Below are 19,022 nucleotides of genomic sequence, written 5' to 3' on the forward strand. Positions count from 1 at the left end.
ATTCACCTTCCGTTATCCTGAATGATTCTGGTTATTTGTCGGACATACTGCAAATGATTCTGGTCGAATGTCTGGTCTTTAAGACCCAATGGAATCGGCGGCTGGTCGTATTCGGCACAAACCACCGCCATCGTACCGGTCCGGAGATAGGCCGCCATCGCTTCGCTCCGCTGGCGGACACCCTGGGACCAGCATACCGCCATCAGATAATCGGGTTGCTGCGGTTCGGAGCTGTCGTAATAATACGGATTGATTGCTCTGGAAGAGTTCGCCCAGCTCATCCAGCTGTCGCCGGTTGTCACCCTACCGCTGAATTCACGGCTGGCCCCGGCTTCGACACGGTCAAACACAAACTGCTGTCCATCCTTGAGCAGCACAATACCCCGAAGAATCGCCTGTACACTCCGGTTGTGGACCACGACTCTGACGGCTTGGCCGTTTTGGGTCACCGTCGCTTCCATCGGCAGTGCGGCGATCGGCTCTTCCACCAGAAGGCACTGCATCGTCCAGATATGAACCGGAATCAAATACGGCAGATTCCCCCCATCGTATTGATTGCAATAGAGGGTTCGCAGGGCCTTCTGACGCGAATAGGAATACATATAGTCCTGTGAGGGTGACACCGCCGACCACCATTGCCTGGGTTTTAATTGGGTGGGGACATACGATTCGCTGCCCGGCGAGAATAGCCCGCAATAGCCGGTGTTCCAGCCGGCACCGCCGGAGAAACCATCACTGACGGATACCGCACGAATCTGCATATCGCCGGCACGCAGGGCCTGGACACCCCAGTAAGAGCCTGCCGAAAAAATCACAATCCAGGCCGCACAGGTCACCCACGTCCAGGGCAGTTTATCCAGTTTTTTGAGCACCAGATAATCCACCGGCCCCAGCAGGACCGCCAGCAGGATCAGCAGCAGCACCACCCACCAGACGCTCAGCGGACGCATCTGCGGGATATCATAGAGAAACTCCATCACCCGGTTGGCCGCTGACAGGCCCGGATTGACGCGATAATTGTAGGGTTGGTGGTATTGATTGCCTGAATTGGCATCCTTTTCACGGAACAGGTCGGATTTGCAGACCAGCTTTCGCGACAATGCCCCAGGCGGAGACCCCATAAAAAAAGATACCTCACTTTCAGGACTCTTGTTATTGGCATTATCGAGGGCTTCTTCCACGGGCTCTTCCAGAATCTTTCCCAGCCAGCGAACCCACAGTTTTTCCGGTTCTTTTTTGAAATCGTCAGCCAGCAGATCAGGGTCAAATCCCAGCACCGCCGCCTTGCCGAAGTCCGTCCAGCCCGAGGCAAACATGCCCTGGCCGCTGCTGTTGGTCTCAAGATCCCACAACACTGCATCAGGCCGCAGTGAGATGGGCCAGGCGGGGAGTATCGCACCGGTGCCGACCTTCTCCAGTGCAGTATCGATATTGATCTGCTGCTGCCGGGCAATATTCAGCGGCAGCATCTTCCGCAAGGGACAGTCGGCGGGCATGGGGTTGGTCCCCAGAATCACCATCAGCCGGCCGCCGTTGGAAACCCATTCGGTCAGGGCCTTCCACTGTTCGGCACGGATGCTGTCCCATTGCAGGTCGTACAGAATCAGGGCATCCAGGCAGACATAGCCAGTCCAGTCCCACGGCATGGCTCTGGGCAGTTTATCCTTGAGGTACACCTCGCCGGTCTTCCCCCCATACATCGTCGCGGTTTTTTCCGGCAGCGTCATCAGGCCGAATTTTCCGCGTCCCACCAGGCCAATCAGCAAATCCTGCTGGTTGACGGCCATCAGGCCGCGGCTGTTCTGGGAAAAATCCCACAGCGTATAATTGCTGGACCACACAACCCGACCGCGATCATCTGTAACCTGCACCGTGCAGCTATCGGCGGCATACGTCAGCTTGGTTGACAGCGGGATATACAGCGGCATCTGCGGCGTCAATACAAACTCATGGGCAACATGGAGCCGGTTCAGGCCGTCCTGCTGGCCGGACAGTTCAACCCTCCCGGCAAAAGGCTCTTTGAGTGTGCCGGAGATATTGATTTCCACCGGCATCCATTCCATCGGTTTGTAGCAGCCGTCCCAGCCGAAAAAGACATCCACATTCAGCGGCGACTCCTGGGCCGCAAAACTCACCCCGGCCATACACCACATTAACAATATCACTTTTAACCATCGATACATAACTTTGCCCCTTATATGTCTTTTCATGTATTGCGTTTTAAAATATCCGTCGTCGTATCAGACGCTGGGTTATCGCCAGAAGCACAAAAGACACTATACCATATAACACAAAAGCACCAAACACAAATACGGTAGAAAAAAGTGCCTCATTCAGGTGGTGCAGCGGCCACCTGTATTCCCTTTGCAAAATGGATGCAAGCTGCACAAACGGATTCAGGCACATCATACTGTCAAAAAGCCACTTGTACCGCAAGAAGCCCTTGCCAAGACACCAATACTCGATGATAACGTTTATCACATAGGTTCCAAGCCCCCAGCAAACGGCCAGAGACAGGAGTGTTAATACAACCGATGTGGCCGTTTTGCGGACCAGGCTGCCCCAGAAGAGCCCCAAGGCACAGATCCACAAAAACGTCTGGCCTGCAATCAGCAAAATAAGCAAGGATGTGACAGGCGGAAACCCACTGCCATAAATCAGAATCCACAGAAGCCCCATCACTGAAAGCCAATAAACACAGGTTTTCTTGATAATACCGACGATCTTGCCCAGAAGTATCGTCCATCCCGACAAGGGCGTCACCAGCAATATCGGCCAGGTTCCGCTTTCCTTTTCACTGCTAATCGCTGTGGCCGAAAATAACAAAGTCAGGACAAAAGGAGACAGGCCAATCATAATGAATAACAGTGACATCACCACTTCAAGCCATCGTGCCTGACTTTGAAGCCCCATAATAGAGAGAAATAGAATCGCGTTGAGTAAAACCAGCGGGGATACAATCGCAGCCAATTTGAGCTTGCGCCGCCGGAGCATCGGGGTCCGCAACTCCTTCCAGATCATCGCGTTGCCCGTCACCATCCGCAGCGGTTTGAGTTCAATCGGTTTTCCGCCGATGGGCCGCTGGGCTTTTTCAGAGGGTTCGGTAAACCAGCGGGTCAGCCGGCTTTGACCTGAAAACAACTGATAGCCTTTTTTCCGTACACGCCTTGCAGACCCGATCAATAAACCCAATGATACCATTACCTGAAAAATGCAAAACAGCCCATAAGACACAGCCGCAGGAGGCGAAATCCCCTGCTGAAAGAAACTCTGCCGCAATAATGCATTATCAATCAGTTTAATAATTAAATCATGATAATCCAAATACATCCCTTGATAGAGGGACGTTTCCACCAGCACGAAAATGTTGAGCGGATTGATATACCCCAGCCAATGGCCTGCGGGCAAACACTGCGGGACTACGATATAAACCCCCATGAATAGTAATAGAGAAATGATAATCACCACGGTGGCCCGCCTAAAATAGGTCGAGACCCATACTGTCGTCAGGCCCGCCGTCAGCGAACAGCACAACGTCAGCCCCGTTGCCGCGGCCATGAATCGCCAGTTCAGCCCGCCGTAAATACCCATCATCATCAGGATCGGCACACTGAGCAGCATCAGCATCACCAGTTGCGACAGGGCCGACAGCAGCTTGCCCGCCACCATCTGAAAGCCCGAGATCGGCGTGGTCATCAGCACCCCCAGCGTCCGTCTGGCGATTTCCTCACTGAACGCTCCCGACAGCAGAATCACCGAGACCATCGGCAATACGAAAAACTGAAACCACATCACCCTCGAGGTGATGTAAACAACCCCCTCGGCCATACGGGCCTGCTGCAGGGGGATGGGGGTTCGTCCAATATAAAACGCATCCGTCCAATACGGCAGGATCATCAGCAACAGCCCGACCACATACAGCAGACGATAGCCGTAGGTTCGCCTGCGTCGGCTGGCCGTGCGAAGCTCCTTATCCAGAGACGGCCCCGCCAGCCGCATCGGGCTGATGCGCCAAAGCCGCTCACTGAATCGCAGCCGGAATGGATCCATTGCCGCCAGCATCGTTTTTGGTCATCGCTCCTGAATACTGTTTATAGCTTCATTTTACCCGTATACACCCACCACTCCAGCAGACATAGCCCCAGCGCCGCCAGCACCAAATACGGCCACAGCGGCAGATTCGCCCGCGACAGGGGCTTGGTCTGAGCCTGAATTTCCCGCCCTGACAAGGTCAGGGTCTTGACCGGCTCAATCCGGCTTTCCTGTTCATCATTGAGATTGACCGCAAAATATTTGGGCTCACGCCCGGCAAAGTCCATGCGATACAATCCCGCATGTTCCGCCGCCGGCAGCCGCACCAGCCCGGCATCCGTTGCAGTCAGCTTCAGCGACTCTATCCCCGGCCCGGACACGGTCGTTTCCGTTTGGGCCGGCAATCCCTCGACGATAATCGGCTCACCCGGCCGCAGGGAACCGTCGGTCTCGGCGGAGGCCTGGGCGGCCAGATACTGCATCGCATTATAACAGTACAGCACAAAACCCGGCTCAAACGGCCAGTTGGTCGCCAGCACATCAAACGCCGTCAGGATAAACACACTGCCCTGCCGCCGCAGCACACTGATGGCCGGCCCCTGGGTGAATTCAGCCAGGATTTCCGCATCCCGCGGTATCTGGAGCATCAATCCCCGGGCCGCAAACAGGGTATTTAAATTCACATACTGCAGAACCGGGTGTCGCGCCCGCCAATCAGCCACATACTGGTTTTCCAGCTCACCGCCGACAGCGACATCGATTCCGGCCGGCGGCTGCCCGAATACCAAATACCGGGCGCGCGGCCGCGTCTGAATCGTGACATTATCCAGCACAATCACATCGTAAGGCTGCTGGACTACCAAATCCGTTGTGGCTTTTGCCTGAAACTCTGCGACGGTCATTTCATCCAGCCGGGCCGGGCCGCAGGCTTTCAATGCCGACCGCAGCACCGCATTCCCTGCCGACACCAGCGCAACGGACAAATGCTTCCGTGCCGACACCACCGCATAGGCCGTATTATCCGCCATCAGGGCATCGGCCCTTAACACCCGCACGCTGACCACCGCCGCCTCATCACTGCGGAAGGAAAACTCCATCGATGTCTTGCCCGCCAGCATCGTCTGACCATCCGAAGCAAGGCTCTCTTTGTCCACATTCACCGGACGAACCGAAACCACCGTATCGTTTACGGCAAACTCCACATCCGATGCCGCCGGATTCGGCCCATAATTGGCCAGCGTCAAAAAAACATCCACACGCTGGGTATCTTCAAAATCCCGCCGGGCCTGCATGGCAATAATCCCCAGATTGTCCGGATGTTGTCCAATCGCATAATATTCCAATTCATCCTGACCCACGACCTGCTGCGGGAGGTCTTCAATCCGCCCGTCCGAAAACAACAGCAGGCGGGCCTGTGCCTGGCCAGTGTGGTTTGCGGAATCGTCCTCCGCCGGCTGAGCAAACGCCCTCGCCGCAACCAGAGCCTGTCCAATCTGCGAGGCCCCATCTCCCGGCTCAATGGCATCAATCGCCCGAAGAAGCTGCTGGCGGTCCGACGTGAAATTACAGACCACTTTGGCCGTTTTATCAAATGCGATCGCCATCACCTGCGTCTGAGCCTGATTCAGGGAAAACAGGCGGTCTTGGGGAAGCGAATCGATAAAGACCCGGGCCTGCCGCTTGGCCTCGGCCAGCCGGCTGGGCAGAACATCCGTCGCATTCATACTGGCCGAACGGTCAATCAGGAGGACATACCGCCTGGGTCCGGTGCCCATCCTCCGCAGCACCGGCCCGGCCAGCGCCAGCAGAACCGCCCCCAGTGCCAGCAGCTGAAGCAGCAGCAGGATATTGCGGCGTATCTTCTGAAACGGCGCATTCACCTGCAGATCCTGAACCGCCTTTTTCCACAGCAACGTACTGGAAATCAACTGCTCCCGACGCTTGAGCTTCAGGAAATACAGCAGCACCAGCAGCGGCACACTCACTGCCGCCGCCCAGATTCCCATCATTGGACTAAGCCATTCCATCGTATTCTATTCTATTATTTTAATAATCCTGATTTTCGCAGGGTATTGAGCGTCAGCCGCTCCGCCGAAGCATCACTGCCGGCCAGCACATACCCGGCCCCGTGCCGCGCACAAAACTGCTGCAGCTGGCCGCAATAGGACGCCAGCGTTTTGCGATAATAGCTCATTAATGCCGCACTCATCGTCACTTCCGCCGTATCAGCATCCTCGACATCCACCAGTTTCAAATCCCCGCTCAGCGTCGGCTGGCGTTCTTCCGGACTGAGCGTCTGAATCACATACACATCATAATGCCGGCTGAACAGCCGCTTCAATCCCGCCTCGTAGCCTTCCTTGAACAGCATATCTGACAGCACCACCATCACACCGGACCCAATCCGATCCTGAACCACCTGTTTACAGGCCTTTTCAAAGGCCGTCGGGCCGCCGTTTTCGACTGTCAGCAGAAACTCTGCCAGCCGCGATACACATCCCCGTCCGCGCTGATTGGCCAGCTGCAAAGTCACACCGTCGGCAAAGGCACTGATGGCAACACGGTTATGATGCACCACGCCGACATAACCCAGCGCCGCGGCCATCTTGCGGATAAACAAGGCCTTGCTGGGCTGCCCCATCGTCGTCGATTCGCTGACATCCATCAGAATATGCAGCGTCAAATCCTGCTCCTCCAGAAACAGTTTCAAAAACAACTGCTCCAGGCGGGCATAGATATTCCAGTCCAGAAACCGCAAATCATCACCCGTGGTGTACTGCCGATGGTCGGCAAACTCCACGCTTTGCCCGCGGAGTTTGCTGAGCCGCTGGCCCTGGGTCTGACCCCGCAGCATCCGGCGACTGGCCAAATCCAGTCCATCCAGACGCGACATAAACTCAGGCTCCAGCAAGTCTGTCAATTTTCGTTTGGACTGTGGCAGGGGTTCCATGGCTGTCCTCTGTTATTTTTCCGGGCCGGTCGTCGGCACCTGGTTGAGCATATCTGCCAGAATATCATCGGTCGTCATCCCCTCAGCCTGCCCTTCAAAATTCAGAAGAATCCGGTGCCGCAAGGCCGGCAGAACCGATTTGCGAATATCGGCAAAGCTGACATGATAACGCTTGTCCATCATGGCCCGCACCTTGGCCGACAGCATCAGGGCCTGGACTCCGCGGGGTGAAGAACCGAAACGCACATACTGATTGACTTTTTCAGTCGCGTATGGCCCCTTGGGATGAGTTGCCAGAGTCAGCCGAATGGCATAATCCTGCACATGATCAGCTGCAGCCACCTTGCGAACCAGCTGCTGGGCCTCCAGAATCTGCTGGGCATTGAGAATCGGATTGACCTGCGGCGTATGCCCCGTTGTCGTCCGGTCCAGAATGCATTTTAATTCTTCCCGGCTGCTGTAAGGCACCAGCAGCTTAAAGAAAAAGCGGTCAAGCTGGGCTTCCGGCAGGGGATACGTACCTTCCTGCTCAATCGGGTTTTGTGTCGCCAGCACCAGAAACGGCTCCGGCAGGCGATGAATCGTCCCGCCGCTGGTTACCGAATGTTCCTGCATCGCCTCCAGCATCGCCGACTGGGTCTTGGGCGTGGCACGATTGATTTCATCCGCCAGGATAATCTGCCCAAACACCGGCCCCGGCTGAAACTCAAACGCCCGCTTCCCGGAGGCCGGGTCCTCCAGAATGATATGCGTGCCGATAATATCCGCCGGCATCAGGTCCGGGGTAAACTGAATCCGGCGAAACGACAGCGACAGGGCCGAACTCAGCGTCCGCACCAGCAGTGTCTTGCCCAGCCCCGGCACCCCTTCCAGCAGCACATGTCCGCCGGCGAACAGACTGATCAGCACATCTTCCACGATCGTCTGATGTCCCACAATGACCTTGCCAACTTCCGCGGCAAGCGATTCAAAGGTGCTGCGAAAGTGCTCACATTGTTTCTGTACGTCCTCTATCGGTGCCATACTATGCCTCCCGTTTTATCTGTAATATCAGAAATTTAGTCATTGCTGTTCCTTTTTGCCCGCGGCCTTCCGCTTGGCCTTGAGCAACTGATCGATATGTCCGGCCGGAGCGGGCTGCTCAGCTGGGGGCTGGGGCTTGGCCGGCGCAGGCTGTTCAATCGGTTTCTCTTCGTGCATCTTCATTGTCCCGGGTACTTGCCGAGCGGGTGTCTGTTCGGGTGCTTCGTATCGTTTGGCAGCATGAACCGTCAATTGCTGATGAACCGCCTTTTGCCTGGCCTTCAGCTTGGCTAAGGTGGCATCGGCCTGCTCGGCCCTGCCGCTGCGTTTGAAGAAACCCAGTGTGCGTCGTGCCATCGCGGCAAAATCCACCGACACCCGGCGCGTCGCTACATCCAGCAAAAACACCCCCACCCAAATCAGCATCAACAAGTCCAGCAGCGGAGTTTCCGTCCGCGGGAATTTCAACCCCTGGGCATAAAACAACTCTGCCCGGGCAGGTTCTTCCGGCAGCATTCGACCGCCGGTGATGGAGCATATTTCATTGAGCAATGCGGCGTTTTCTTTCATATCCTTGAATTCCGGCGCAAAGGGAACAGTAATCGGCGTCTGCATCAGACGAACCGGACTGTCCTCGCCGCCGGCCCGCTGATACCGCAGATTCACCAGGTAACTGCCTGCCGACCCGGCCTCATAACTGCCGCGATACTGCCCCGGCCCCACCTGATTCAAAATCAGCGGCCTGCTTTGCATATCCGGCCCGATCACCATGGCCTCCAGATGCGTCACCGGCCCCGCTGCTTCCTTGCCGGTCGATGCATCCACATACACCGTAATCTGCCGCCCGCTGACATCGGTGATCACTTCACAATCCGTCGGCTGCGCCGGCCGGGCCGTCCATCGCACAAGCTGTTCCCAGAACCGCTCGTATCCGCTCCACGCCAGCCATTGGGTCGCCCAGCGGGCATCCGCCGAGGTGGTCAGTGCCGCACAGCGGCCCAGACCGGACTGACATGTCGCCAGAATCGGATCCCCCTCCGGACTGCTCAGCACCGTCTGTGCCAGGCCTGCCTTCGGCCCGGTCAGGATATACCCGTCCAGCCCCGGCAGCGGCTCGGAGAGCCCTCGCAGAATTTCACTAAGGCCGAAAGTCACCTGCGGGACAAAACTGGTTTCGATAATCAGCGGACGACGAACCACCTGGGCCTCTTTGACAAAAATTTTCGGAATATCCCCGGGATTCACGACCTGATAAAATCGTCCTTTGGCACCCTTGGCGATATTAAACAGCAGTGGTCCGTCCGCTTCTTCACTGACGGCAACCGTCGAAATGGTGATCTGACTTTGTGCGATTTTTTCCCCTATTTCGATACAGAAATCGCGATCGGAGGTCTGCCCATCCGTCAGCAGGATGATGTGCTTGACCGCCGCTGTAGCCTCTGTCAATGCCTCGAAGGCATCTTCCATCGCAGGTCCCATGGTGGTTCCGCCGCCGGATTCAATGCTGCCGATCCTGCCGACGATTGCCTCTTTATCGTCTGCCGAAGTCATCGGCACCAGCCAGTGACTGGCACCGTCAAAGACCACCACACCGACCAGATCCTGACGACTCAGCAAACGCACCGCTGCGGCCGCTGCGATCTTGGACATCTGCAGTTTATCGCCGGCCATGGAGCCGCTGCGGTCTATGACCAGCACCAGCGCCCCCTTGGGCATCTGCTTCTTTTGCGGCGGGTCCAGTTCCACCGGCAAAATCTCGGCCACGGGCGAGCCAATCCAGCCGCCGGCCCCGAATGCCTGCGGACCGCCCACCATAATTAAACCACCCCCCAGATCGGTAACAAATCGACACAGCATCCGCTGCTGTTCCATGCTCAACGAGCTGCAATCCGTATCCACCAGGACAATCGCATCCGTACCCATCAGCCGGGTCAGGCTGTCGGGCAGATCGGTTATCGGCATATAATGGGCCTCAATCTGGCTGTTCTGCAGCACTGCGGCCAGTGCCCGGCCGGCCTGACCATCGCTGTCCATCACAATCACCTGCCCCGGACCGGCCACATAGGTCAACCCTGAGGCGCGATTGTTCTGACTGATGCGATCCTGATTTTGGCCCTCCGGCACAAAAACCGCCTCAAATTCATGAAGCCCCCTTGCCCCCAGCGGCATCGAAATGGTTTTTACATTGATGCCGGGCTGCAATTCGACCCTCACCGCCGTCTCCGCAGATGCCGCATCCAGATCCACCGGCTGGTCATTCATCGACAGGAACAAGCGGCCTGCAACCGCGGCTGTACTTTCCAGAACAAATCGCAGGGCAATGGTTTGTCCGCTGCGGGCTGTGGCCGGCGTCGCAAGATTTTTAAACACCACCTCACGGTCATACACATACCGCAGCGGCAGTACATCAATTGGAATACCGTTCATCGCAGCAAACCGGGCTGCCGATCGCACATCCCCTTCGGTTTCGTTGCCGTCGCTGGCAAACAGAATCCGCACCGCGGTATTGGGCGGCGCAATCGCCATCGCTGCGGCAATCCCGTCTGCCAGCCGGCTTTGTTCTCCGCGCAACCCGGTATTGCGTTCGCGCAGTTCCATACTCGGCCCGGCCAGTTTTGAAATGCTGGCTTTTTCCGCCACATCCACCACGGCAAGCTGACTGCCTTCAGGCCTTTTCTTCAGGGCCTTATCGAGATAGTCTTTCATCGCCGCGCCCAGTTCGGTTGGAATGGACAGGCTGCGATCCAGAACCGCCACCACCGTAACCTGTTTATTGGTCTGCACCCGTGTCAACTGCCCCAGCATGGCCGCCAGCAGCACAATCAGTAAAATCCGCCAGCTCAGTGCAAAAAACCGCCGCACCCGCCCCAGCGTGCTTAAGCTCCGCCGGGCTAGCCACAGAACCGGCACCAGCGCCGCCAGTGCCGCCAAACCCCACGGCTGTGCAAAATAAAAAGATGTTGTTGTGATCTCCGTCACTGCCTGGCCCGTTTATGTTGTATCCTTAAACCCATCTGCAATCTCCTGTTCATGACAACCCAGTCCCGGGAGCATTCCAAATCGAATCACAAACGAATTGCAAAACACCATTGGAGATGTCCAGACTCGTCCTGCTTTGACGCGAAATCAGTCCCCCTCCTGTTCCAGATTCCCAAAATAACTCTTGATCGCGTTTTCATATTTTTTGGGAATCTGGTTCTCATCGATGGCCTGCGCTGCCGAATCACGACCGGCCTGAATAACCTCCTTAAGCTCGCGGGTTGCCGCTCCTTTTTCCTGAGAATCCTTAAAATACCAGCTTGCGATGACAGGACCCTGCTCAATCGTCTGGCCTTTGATTTTGGTGGACTTGGCTGCGGTGTCTTCCACATCCTGACTTTCCCGCTCATCCAATCCGCGAGCACCTCGCCCGATACCCTTGCCATTTCCCAGCGAGGAATCCTCCCCATCCGACAGTCTCCAGCGTCCCATGCCCTCGCCGAGGGCCGCCATCGCCTGTTCAATCTCCTCCACAGCCGCTTCACTGAGCCGGGCCTGTTCCGCCAGATCTGCCAGCGACTGCAATTCATTCAATATCCCTTCCATGGAGGAACTGCTGCCATCCATCCTGGCCGCTGCCATCGCCAGAGCAGAACAGCATTTTCCCGCCGCCTGAGAGGCCTTCAGTTTATCCACCAACCGCTGGATGGTCTCCGGCTTAAGACCCTGTTTCTCAAGCAGTTTTTTAAGCTGTTCAGGATCCATACTGGCCAGTTTCTTATCCAATCCCAGTTTTTGAAGCTCCTGCTCCAGTTCTTTTCGCTGTGCGGCGGCCTGCTCCAGTTGTTTGGCCAGCTTTTGAAACTGCTCCCGCATCGCCTGCTTTTGCAAATCCGACATTTGCCCCTCATCCAGTCGTTTCTGCATCTGCTGCATTAGCGATGCCGCCTGTTTAAAATCACTTTGCGACAACGCCTTCGCAAAATCCTTCAGCGGATTATCGCCGGAATCGGTTTTTAATTGACTGAGCATCTTGTCAAGACTGGCCAGTGACTCGAGGGCCTGGTCTTTTTGCATCTGCTTGATGCGGTCGGATAAATCCCCCAGTTTTTTGATGGCATCCCGCTTGGCATCCTCCGGCAGTGTCCCGGCCGTCGGCAGTTCAAATTTGGCCAGCTCCGAGGTCAATTCCGAGTTGCCCAACTGTTTGACGACCGTGCTGACCTGACCTACGGTCTGCTCAATCTGTTTTTGAGCGGTCTGAAGCTGCCTGACAAGCTCCTGCTGTTCCTCTTTTTTCCTTAAAACCCCCAGTACGTCGTATTGCGGCAAAAATGTCTGTAAAAGACCAAAAATACACCATGCTGCGATGGCATAAAACCACCCTCTGCCAATCAACAATGGGAAATGACCCCGGATGTTAATCTGGGAAATTTTATCCCTCGCCTCGGCACATGCAGCCTGCGCAAATTCATCTTTTGATGCCGCCAGTGCCAAAGCCGTGCTGACTCGCTCCTTAAGACAAAGCCGCTCATCAATCAGAATAGCGGTCTCCATCTGCCGGGGAAATCGGCTTATCCATATAACAAGGACACCCAATCCAGCACAGCCGATTGAAAACCAGATGACCGGAGAAATCAGGACAGGATACGCCAGCAATTTCTCCACCAGAATCCCCGCAATACATCCAAACGCCCCAATACAGAGACACCAGCCTGTAAGATATACAAGCAAACTTATTGCCCTCCTCATCTGAACCCGACGCAACACCCTGAAAAGCTCCTTAGACAAGATTATTCCCTCCAAATAGTCTCTTTGGAATCCTCTATATTGCCATATTGCCACTCACATCTATTGATTTAGACACACCAAAGTTCTTGTGGTTTCCTTTTTTTCATATAGGTAAGTTTTACCTGCCTTGTCTCATTTTCAGACATTCGACATATTGTCCATCCTGTTTGTGTCTTAAGAGATTCAAGGTTTGACAACCATCACAAACCCACCCCTCGGCTGCATTTCAATGGTTGCTTTGCGTAAATCTGCTTTTTCCAGCGACATCTGACTGAAAGTCCTTTCTGCACCATCAGTTATCAGAGTGCCTTTAGCATTGTCCGGGATGAATGATAAATCAACAGAGACGCTCTTTTTGTCATCAGTACCATTAATCCCGGCAATTGTCCAGGTATCACCGCTTTTGCGGGCGATGATCACATACTGACCCGGGTAGCCATCTACAAAACGAGTCGTATCCCATGCGGCCGGAACCGTTTGCAGAAATTCGACCACATACTCCGGCATCAGCTTGTACTCCTCCGGCACCAACCCAAAATGCTGGATTCCGGATTCAAAAACGACCGACAAAGCCAATTCAAAAGCCAGCGTAGTCTTGAGGCGAACCCCACGAATTCGGGGATTGAAGACGATTGGAGTAAAATCCATCGACCCTATCGCATTTCGGGTGAACGGCAGCACGGTACAATGTTGAGCCTGAAGGTCGGCATTCCGCTGGTCGAAGGTACAATACTCCATCCCTTTGACCGCCTCCATAGAGACCAGGTTGGGATACGTCCTTTGCCAGCCGCGAGGAATCGTCGCCCCGTGACAGTTGACCATAATCCCGAAATCGGCGGCATCCTTGAACAGATCCAAATAAAGCTGCATGGTGGCTTGCTTGTCACCGCCAAAGAAATCCACCTTCACTCCTTTGACGCCCATTTTTTGCAGCCGGGCAAATTCCTCCCGACGGACCGACTTTTCGTGCATCCTGTTTTTGGGCGACATTGGGGCATCATTCCATTGCCCATTGGAGTTATACCACAGGATCACATCCACATTTTTCGCTTTGGCCTTTTGGACAAACTCGGTCATCTTTTCATAACCGATGTTGGTATCCCAGTTTGCATCGATAAGAATATACTCCCATTTCATTTGGGCGGCAAAATCGAGGAACTGTTCGGCCACCGGCAGCGTGGAACTGTCATCGCTGTATCGCAGCCAATGCCAGGCGGCCTTGCCGGGCTTGACAAAATTGGCTTCGTTTAGTTTTGACGGCGAGGCAACATCGGTCATCAGGGTGGACTCAACAACCGGACCCAGCGTTTGCCCTATAATCAAGACCCGCCAGGGAGAGACAAACGGCAGTTGAATTTCAGGACTGACGGGGTCCTGTTCGCCGCGATGTTCTTTCGGATGCGGAAAGGCGATATGATATATCCCGCCGGTGGAATCATGGGCCAGCCGCGTGGCGCAATATTGCCCATCGACATCGGTATCACACAGAAGAACCCAGACATTGTCCGGTGTTTTAAACAGAGCAGGGAAAGACCAGCCTTCTCCCAAGGGAGACGGTTTTCCGACCGGCTGCTCCATGACATAGTGTTCTTCATAGGATGGCTGGGTGCGTGACCAGCCAGACTGGCCGGGCTGCATCGGGTGAAGCCAGGATACGGTTTGGGGGGCGAAGGCAAAGCCCGTCAATTCCCGCGTTACACTACAGGTCTTGTCGGATTTATCCGGAAATGCATAGCGGAATGCGACACCATCGTTGGAGACCTGAAAGATAACCTGCATCATTTTGCCCTGGGGATTTTTCAGGGTAAAGACCTTGCGATTGGCCTGATAGAGGCAATGTTTCTTTTTGCCCAGAAGCATATCATATTGATCCTTGACGGCCTGGGTTTTTGAGGCCTCTACAAGCGTCAGCGTTTCAGCAAACGACTGGTCATTGCGAACCAGACCCAGCGGCGAAGGCTTGAGTACTTCCTTGTTATCCATTCGGACCGCATAAAGCGGCTTTCCATCATCGGTCAGACTGAACGCCACCTGAATCTTCCCATCCGGGCTGGATAGGGAATCCGACATCGCCGCACATCCGGTACACGATAACCCTGCCAACGAACTCATCGCTATCATATAGATTAACGCAAACCTGTTTTGAACCATGTATTCATCTCCCGCAGAATTCCTGTTGTATTACACAATATCTTCATGCATTTTACCATCCATCGCTCCATCTTCCGAATCAATAATATCGACCATCTTCCGGAGCTGCTCAACGGTCAGCACATTTTTGGCCGTCAGCAGACGAATCATGGCCGCCAGATAGAGCTTAAGCTGGTCGCTTTCGCGCCGAAGTTTCAAAAGCTCTTGATCCTGTGATTGGGAATCGCTTTGCATTTCCATCAGGGATGTCTTGAGAACCTTGATGTCTTCTTCACAATCCTGAATATCGAGTCGATTGCCGATATCCCCTAAAAATAAGGTACGTGCCCAGCCCATCATTCACTCCTTTCGTTTCGATGGTTTATATGGATCCTGCTTGAAATTTCCCGTGTCGTCGCTGTTCAAAAGTGTTCAGCCGCCAGCTTTCAGCAACAGCATTCTCATCGCAGCTGCGCGGGGTCACATTACCCCGTAAGTACGCCCAGCACACAAGCGGCCCATGGCCGCCGCGGAACAATCATACCCGCTGGGGATATAACCACACGACTCCCAACGCAGGCATCATGGCCCGCCCGGTTTACCCTTGAGCCTGAGGATCATTGGCTTTTTTGCGGACCATCGGCACCACCAGCACCGAACAGGACGCCTTGCGGACGACCTTCTCGACCACATTGCCGAAAAACGTTTTTTGCAAGGTGCTTTTCCCGTGACGTCCCAGCACAATCAGATCGATATTGTGTTTTTGGGCATACTCGAGAATTTCCAGTGAATCCTTGCCGACCCGATATTCGGCCTTGAACTCCATATCCCTGGGAATCCGGCTGCGATACCATTGGTTGACACGCTCATCGATATCCTGTCTGGCCTTCTGGTCCACATTCTCAGCCTCATAGATATAGGTCTTCCAGAACTGGGCATCGGATTCGGGAACCACATGCAGCAGCGTCAGCTGGCATCCCGGATTCCGCATCGTCAGCCAGAGGGCATATTCAAACGCAAAATCCGAATTTTCGGAAAAATCCGTACAGAACAGAATGCGTTTAAACGGCGTTTTCAGGTCCAGTAATTCGCTCATCGTGATGGCTCCAGGAACACTCATACAGAGGATATCTGGTTGAACCACTCCGGCAGCCAGATAATAATCTGGGGAAACAGCATCATTAAGGCCGTAGCAATCACCAGCGTCAGTAAAAACGGCAAGGCCCCTCTGAAAATCGTCTGCAGCGGAATATCCCGCTCCATCCCGCTGACGACATAGACACACACCCCTACCGGCGGGGTAATTGCCCCCATCTGCGTGACCAGCACAATCACCACGCCAAACCAGATGGGATGATAACCGAGATTCTGAACAACCGGATAGAAAATCGGAATTGTCAAAATAATCAGCGCCAGGGCATCCACAAAACAGCCGGCCACCAGATAAAACATCAGGATAATTGCCATAATCATCCAGCCCGGCAGCGGCAGCCCCGCCAGCCCGGTGGCCATCTTCAGCGGCAGCAGAGTAACGGCCAGAAAATGCCCGAAGATGATGGCGCCGGCGACAATAATAATCACCATGCAGGAGGTGCGAATGGTTTCATAAAGCGACTGCATCAGCATTTTGGCAGTCAGCTTTTTCTGGCAGGCGGCAATGACAATCGCCCCGAAGGCACCAATGGCCGCCGCTTCGGTAGGAGTAAAGAATCCGGCAAACATGCCGCCCATCACGACGGCAAACAAAATCAGTGTCTCCAGCACGCCCAGCAGGGACTGTGTTTTTTCGGCCAGAGAGGTCTTCGGGGCAACCGGACCAAAACCGGGACGCAGCATACATTGAATGAAAATGGTCACGCAAAACAGCACTGCGGTCAGCAGACCGGGCAGCACACCGGCCAGAAATAAGTCGCCGATGGATTGCTCGGTTAAAATCGCATAGACGATAAACACCACCGACGGCGGAATCATCATGCCCAGCGTGCCGCCAGCGGCCACAGTGCCGGCAGCCAGTTCCATATTGTATTGATAACGCTTCATCTCGGGCAAGGCGACTGCCGCCATGGTCGCTGACGTTGCCGGGCCTGAGCCGCAGATGGCACCAAAGGCGGTACATGCCCCCACGGTAGACATTGCCAGACCGCCGGGCAACTGTCCCAGCCAGGAATAGGCCGCCGCAAACAGACGCCGGCTGATGCCGGAATGGAAAGCAACCTGGCCCATCAGGACAAACAGCGGAATGACGCTGAGGGTCTGTGAGGAAAACGTATCATAGATATCCGTAGTCAGCACACTCAGTGCAGCCGACGGGCTTCGGACCACCGCAAAGCCAATCACACCGACTACCGCCATCACTAACCCAACAGGCATATTGCTTAACAAAAGCACCAGCAGTGCAACACAACCGATGATACCTACCATGGTGGGACTCATAACTTCATCATCTCCTTGCCGGGACGCAAAAACTCATAGAGATAGACCAGCACCACCAGGGCGAATGAAAAAGCCAGCATCCAGGGTATCCAGAACACCGGCAGCTGCAGGGTCGATGTCACCTGACCCGCCTTTCGCAAAGCAAACCCATACAACACAAACTGATACGCGGCAAACCCAAACAAGGCGATCCCCACCAGCCGGACAAACGTACTCAGCACAGCCCGCCCGGTGCGAGACAGTCGGTGGTATAGAAATTCGATGGCAACATGACCTTTGACCGCAGTGGTGTAAGGCAATGCGCCGGCGATAGCTATCATCGTGGCAACCTGAACCATATCATAAGCACCTAAAAACGGGTGACGAAACAGCCGCAAAATCACATCGACCAGCGTGATGCCAATCATGGCCATCACCGCCATAGCCGCCGCAATCGCCAGCAATCGAACGATGAAGGTTACTGTTTTTTCATACACGGCAATCAACACAATGTTCATCCTGCTTGGGTTATTGGGCAGATTTGAGCCGGGCCTGAATATCGGCCAGGAACTCCCTGCCGGGCAGATTCTTGCTCTGGGCTTCGGTTACATAGCTGTCCAGCACGGGCTTGACGGCATCGACCCACTTCTGTTTTTCAGCATCGTCCAATGACAGAATCTGTTTATTAAGCCCCTTGATATACTCCCAGCCTTCCTGGTCGGCCTGGTCCCAGGCCTGACCGTGCTTGGCAACCCATTCTTTACTGACATCGGTGAAGACTTGCTGGATATCGGCGGGCAATTGCTCCCATTTCTGCTTGTTCATCACGACAAACATCGCGGTGGTATAGCCAATGACCGACGAATCCGTTACGGAGTTGATGACTTCGCCCTGTTTCCAGCCCTTGAGAGTTTCGACCGGGCAAAGGGTGGCCTCGACGACGCCTTTCTGGAGGGCTTCGTAGGTTTCCGGCTGGCTCATACCGACGGGATTACCGCCCAGGCATTCGACGATTTTGGTGGCAAGTCCTGTGGCCCGCACTTTAAGGCCCTTGAGGTCTTCCAGTGCAGCAATGGATTTCCTGGAAGCCAGAATCCCCGGGCCATGGGCGTGAATATAAAACAGATGCGTATCGGCAATTTCCTGCGGCTGATATTTCATCGCCATCTCGGTGGCAATGGTACTGGCGACCATACCGTTGGGATAACCCAGCGGCAAATCCAGTCCCTCCAGCAGCGGGAAACGTCCGCGGGTATAGGCAAAACAGCTCATTCCGATATCGGAGATACCGCTGACCACACCTTCATAGCACTGGGGCGCCTTGGTCAGAGAACCGGCCGAGAATATCGTGATTTTAACCTTGCCCTGAGTGCGGGTTTCGATTTCTTTGGCCCAGGCTTCAGCGGTTTTACACTGAATATGGGTCGGAGGAAAGAAAACACTGTAGGTTAATGCTATCGTTTCGGGCTTTTTGGAACAGCCGGAAAACAGGATTCCACAGGCGAATAACGATAACACAAGACACAGCAAGGGGATTTGTTTTCTCATTTTACGCCTCTCTTTTTTTAAACAGGGGTTTCCATTTGTTCAGAACAGCGAAAATATACTTAACAAGTATCAATTTGCCGCGAGGAAGGCACATCATGCATTGAAACAGACCATAGCCCTGCCTCGGGCGGACGATTTCATCCAGGGTCAGTATAAA

At 54.7% G+C, this 19,022-nt stretch carries 13 protein-coding genes; all 13 read right to left on the reverse strand.

The genetic code is table 11. The features are described from left to right. Positions 1-2: 2 nt before the first annotated feature. Positions 3-2,183 (reverse strand): hypothetical protein, encoded by a 2,181-nt coding sequence (locus tag ACQ9LF_RS11275; RefSeq protein ID WP_462489508.1) that lies wholly within the window; start codon positions 2,181-2,183, stop codon positions 3-5. 37 nt (positions 2,184-2,220) lie between these two features. After that, positions 2,221-4,062 carry an ABC transporter permease gene (locus ACQ9LF_RS11280; protein ID WP_462489509.1) on the reverse strand — a complete coding sequence of 614 codons (1,842 nt, stop codon included), beginning with the start codon at positions 4,060-4,062 and terminating at the stop codon, positions 2,221-2,223. Positions 4,063-4,091: 29 nt separating this feature from the next. Further along, positions 4,092-6,059, reverse strand: coding sequence for a vWA domain-containing protein (locus tag ACQ9LF_RS11285; protein WP_462489510.1), 1,968 nt, complete (start codon positions 6,057-6,059; stop codon positions 4,092-4,094). Positions 6,060-6,073: 14 nt separating this feature from the next. Further along, on the reverse strand, positions 6,074-6,982 hold the full coding sequence (locus tag ACQ9LF_RS11290) for a DUF58 domain-containing protein (RefSeq protein ID WP_462489511.1): 909 nt from the start codon (positions 6,980-6,982) through the stop codon (positions 6,074-6,076). A gap of 12 nt (positions 6,983-6,994) precedes the next feature. Continuing rightward, a complete protein-coding gene (locus ACQ9LF_RS11295) occupies positions 6,995-8,005 on the reverse strand; it encodes an AAA family ATPase (RefSeq protein WP_462489512.1) in 1,011 nt (336 codons plus the stop codon). A 39-nt stretch (positions 8,006-8,044) separates the two neighbouring features. Continuing rightward, the gene (locus ACQ9LF_RS11300) at positions 8,045-10,984 is read right to left on the reverse strand and encodes a VWA domain-containing protein (RefSeq protein WP_462489513.1); all 2,940 of its coding nucleotides are present in this window, start codon (positions 10,982-10,984) and stop codon (positions 8,045-8,047) included. 147 nt (positions 10,985-11,131) lie between these two features. Beyond that, positions 11,132-12,718 (reverse strand): hypothetical protein, encoded by a 1,587-nt coding sequence (locus ACQ9LF_RS11305; protein WP_462489514.1) that lies wholly within the window; start codon positions 12,716-12,718, stop codon positions 11,132-11,134. Between the two features lie 240 nt (positions 12,719-12,958). Then, a complete protein-coding gene (locus ACQ9LF_RS11310; RefSeq protein ID WP_462489515.1) occupies positions 12,959-14,926 on the reverse strand; it encodes a glycoside hydrolase family 97 protein in 1,968 nt (655 codons plus the stop codon). A 30-nt stretch (positions 14,927-14,956) separates the two neighbouring features. Beyond that, on the reverse strand, positions 14,957-15,265 hold the full coding sequence (locus ACQ9LF_RS11315; protein WP_462489516.1) for a hypothetical protein: 309 nt from the start codon (positions 15,263-15,265) through the stop codon (positions 14,957-14,959). A 238-nt stretch (positions 15,266-15,503) separates the two neighbouring features. Then, entirely contained in the window at positions 15,504-16,001 is a 498-nt protein-coding gene (locus tag ACQ9LF_RS11320; RefSeq protein WP_462489517.1) for a universal stress protein, read from the reverse strand. 20 nt (positions 16,002-16,021) lie between these two features. Beyond that, on the reverse strand, positions 16,022-17,338 hold the full coding sequence (locus ACQ9LF_RS11325; RefSeq protein ID WP_462489518.1) for a TRAP transporter large permease: 1,317 nt from the start codon (positions 17,336-17,338) through the stop codon (positions 16,022-16,024). Further along, positions 17,335-17,826: a TRAP transporter small permease gene (locus ACQ9LF_RS11330; protein WP_462489519.1), complete on the reverse strand. Its 492-nt coding sequence runs from the start codon at positions 17,824-17,826 to the stop codon at positions 17,335-17,337. The genes ACQ9LF_RS11325 and ACQ9LF_RS11330 overlap by 4 nt, the downstream gene beginning before the upstream one ends. A gap of 19 nt (positions 17,827-17,845) precedes the next feature. Then, positions 17,846-18,865: a TRAP transporter substrate-binding protein gene (locus ACQ9LF_RS11335; protein ID WP_462489520.1), complete on the reverse strand. Its 1,020-nt coding sequence runs from the start codon at positions 18,863-18,865 to the stop codon at positions 17,846-17,848. Between the last annotated feature and the right edge of the window lie 157 nt (positions 18,866-19,022).

Origin of the sequence: Anaeroglomus insulsum (genome assembly GCF_050689095.1) — a bacterium.
GTDB lineage: Bacteria > Planctomycetota > Phycisphaerae > Sedimentisphaerales > Anaerohalosphaeraceae > Anaeroglomus > Anaeroglomus insulsum.

Coding starts and splice junctions, on each gene's coding strand:
- ACQ9LF_RS11275 (WP_462489508.1), bottom strand. CDS start 2,183: ATGTATCGATGGTTAAAAGTGATATTGTTAATGTGGTGTATGGCCGGG.
- ACQ9LF_RS11280 (WP_462489509.1), bottom strand. CDS start 4,062: ATGCTGGCGGCAATGGATCCATTCCGGCTGCGATTCAGTGAGCGGCTT.
- ACQ9LF_RS11285 (WP_462489510.1), bottom strand. CDS start 6,059: ATGGAATGGCTTAGTCCAATGATGGGAATCTGGGCGGCGGCAGTGAGT.
- ACQ9LF_RS11290 (WP_462489511.1), bottom strand. CDS start 6,982: ATGGAACCCCTGCCACAGTCCAAACGAAAATTGACAGACTTGCTGGAG.
- ACQ9LF_RS11295 (WP_462489512.1), bottom strand. CDS start 8,005: ATGGCACCGATAGAGGACGTACAGAAACAATGTGAGCACTTTCGCAGC.
- ACQ9LF_RS11310 (WP_462489515.1), bottom strand. CDS start 14,926: ATGGTTCAAAACAGGTTTGCGTTAATCTATATGATAGCGATGAGTTCG.
- ACQ9LF_RS11315 (WP_462489516.1), bottom strand. CDS start 15,265: ATGATGGGCTGGGCACGTACCTTATTTTTAGGGGATATCGGCAATCGA.
- ACQ9LF_RS11320 (WP_462489517.1), bottom strand. CDS start 16,001: ATGAGCGAATTACTGGACCTGAAAACGCCGTTTAAACGCATTCTGTTC.
- ACQ9LF_RS11325 (WP_462489518.1), bottom strand. CDS start 17,338: ATGAGTCCCACCATGGTAGGTATCATCGGTTGTGTTGCACTGCTGGTG.
- ACQ9LF_RS11335 (WP_462489520.1), bottom strand. CDS start 18,865: ATGAGAAAACAAATCCCCTTGCTGTGTCTTGTGTTATCGTTATTCGCC.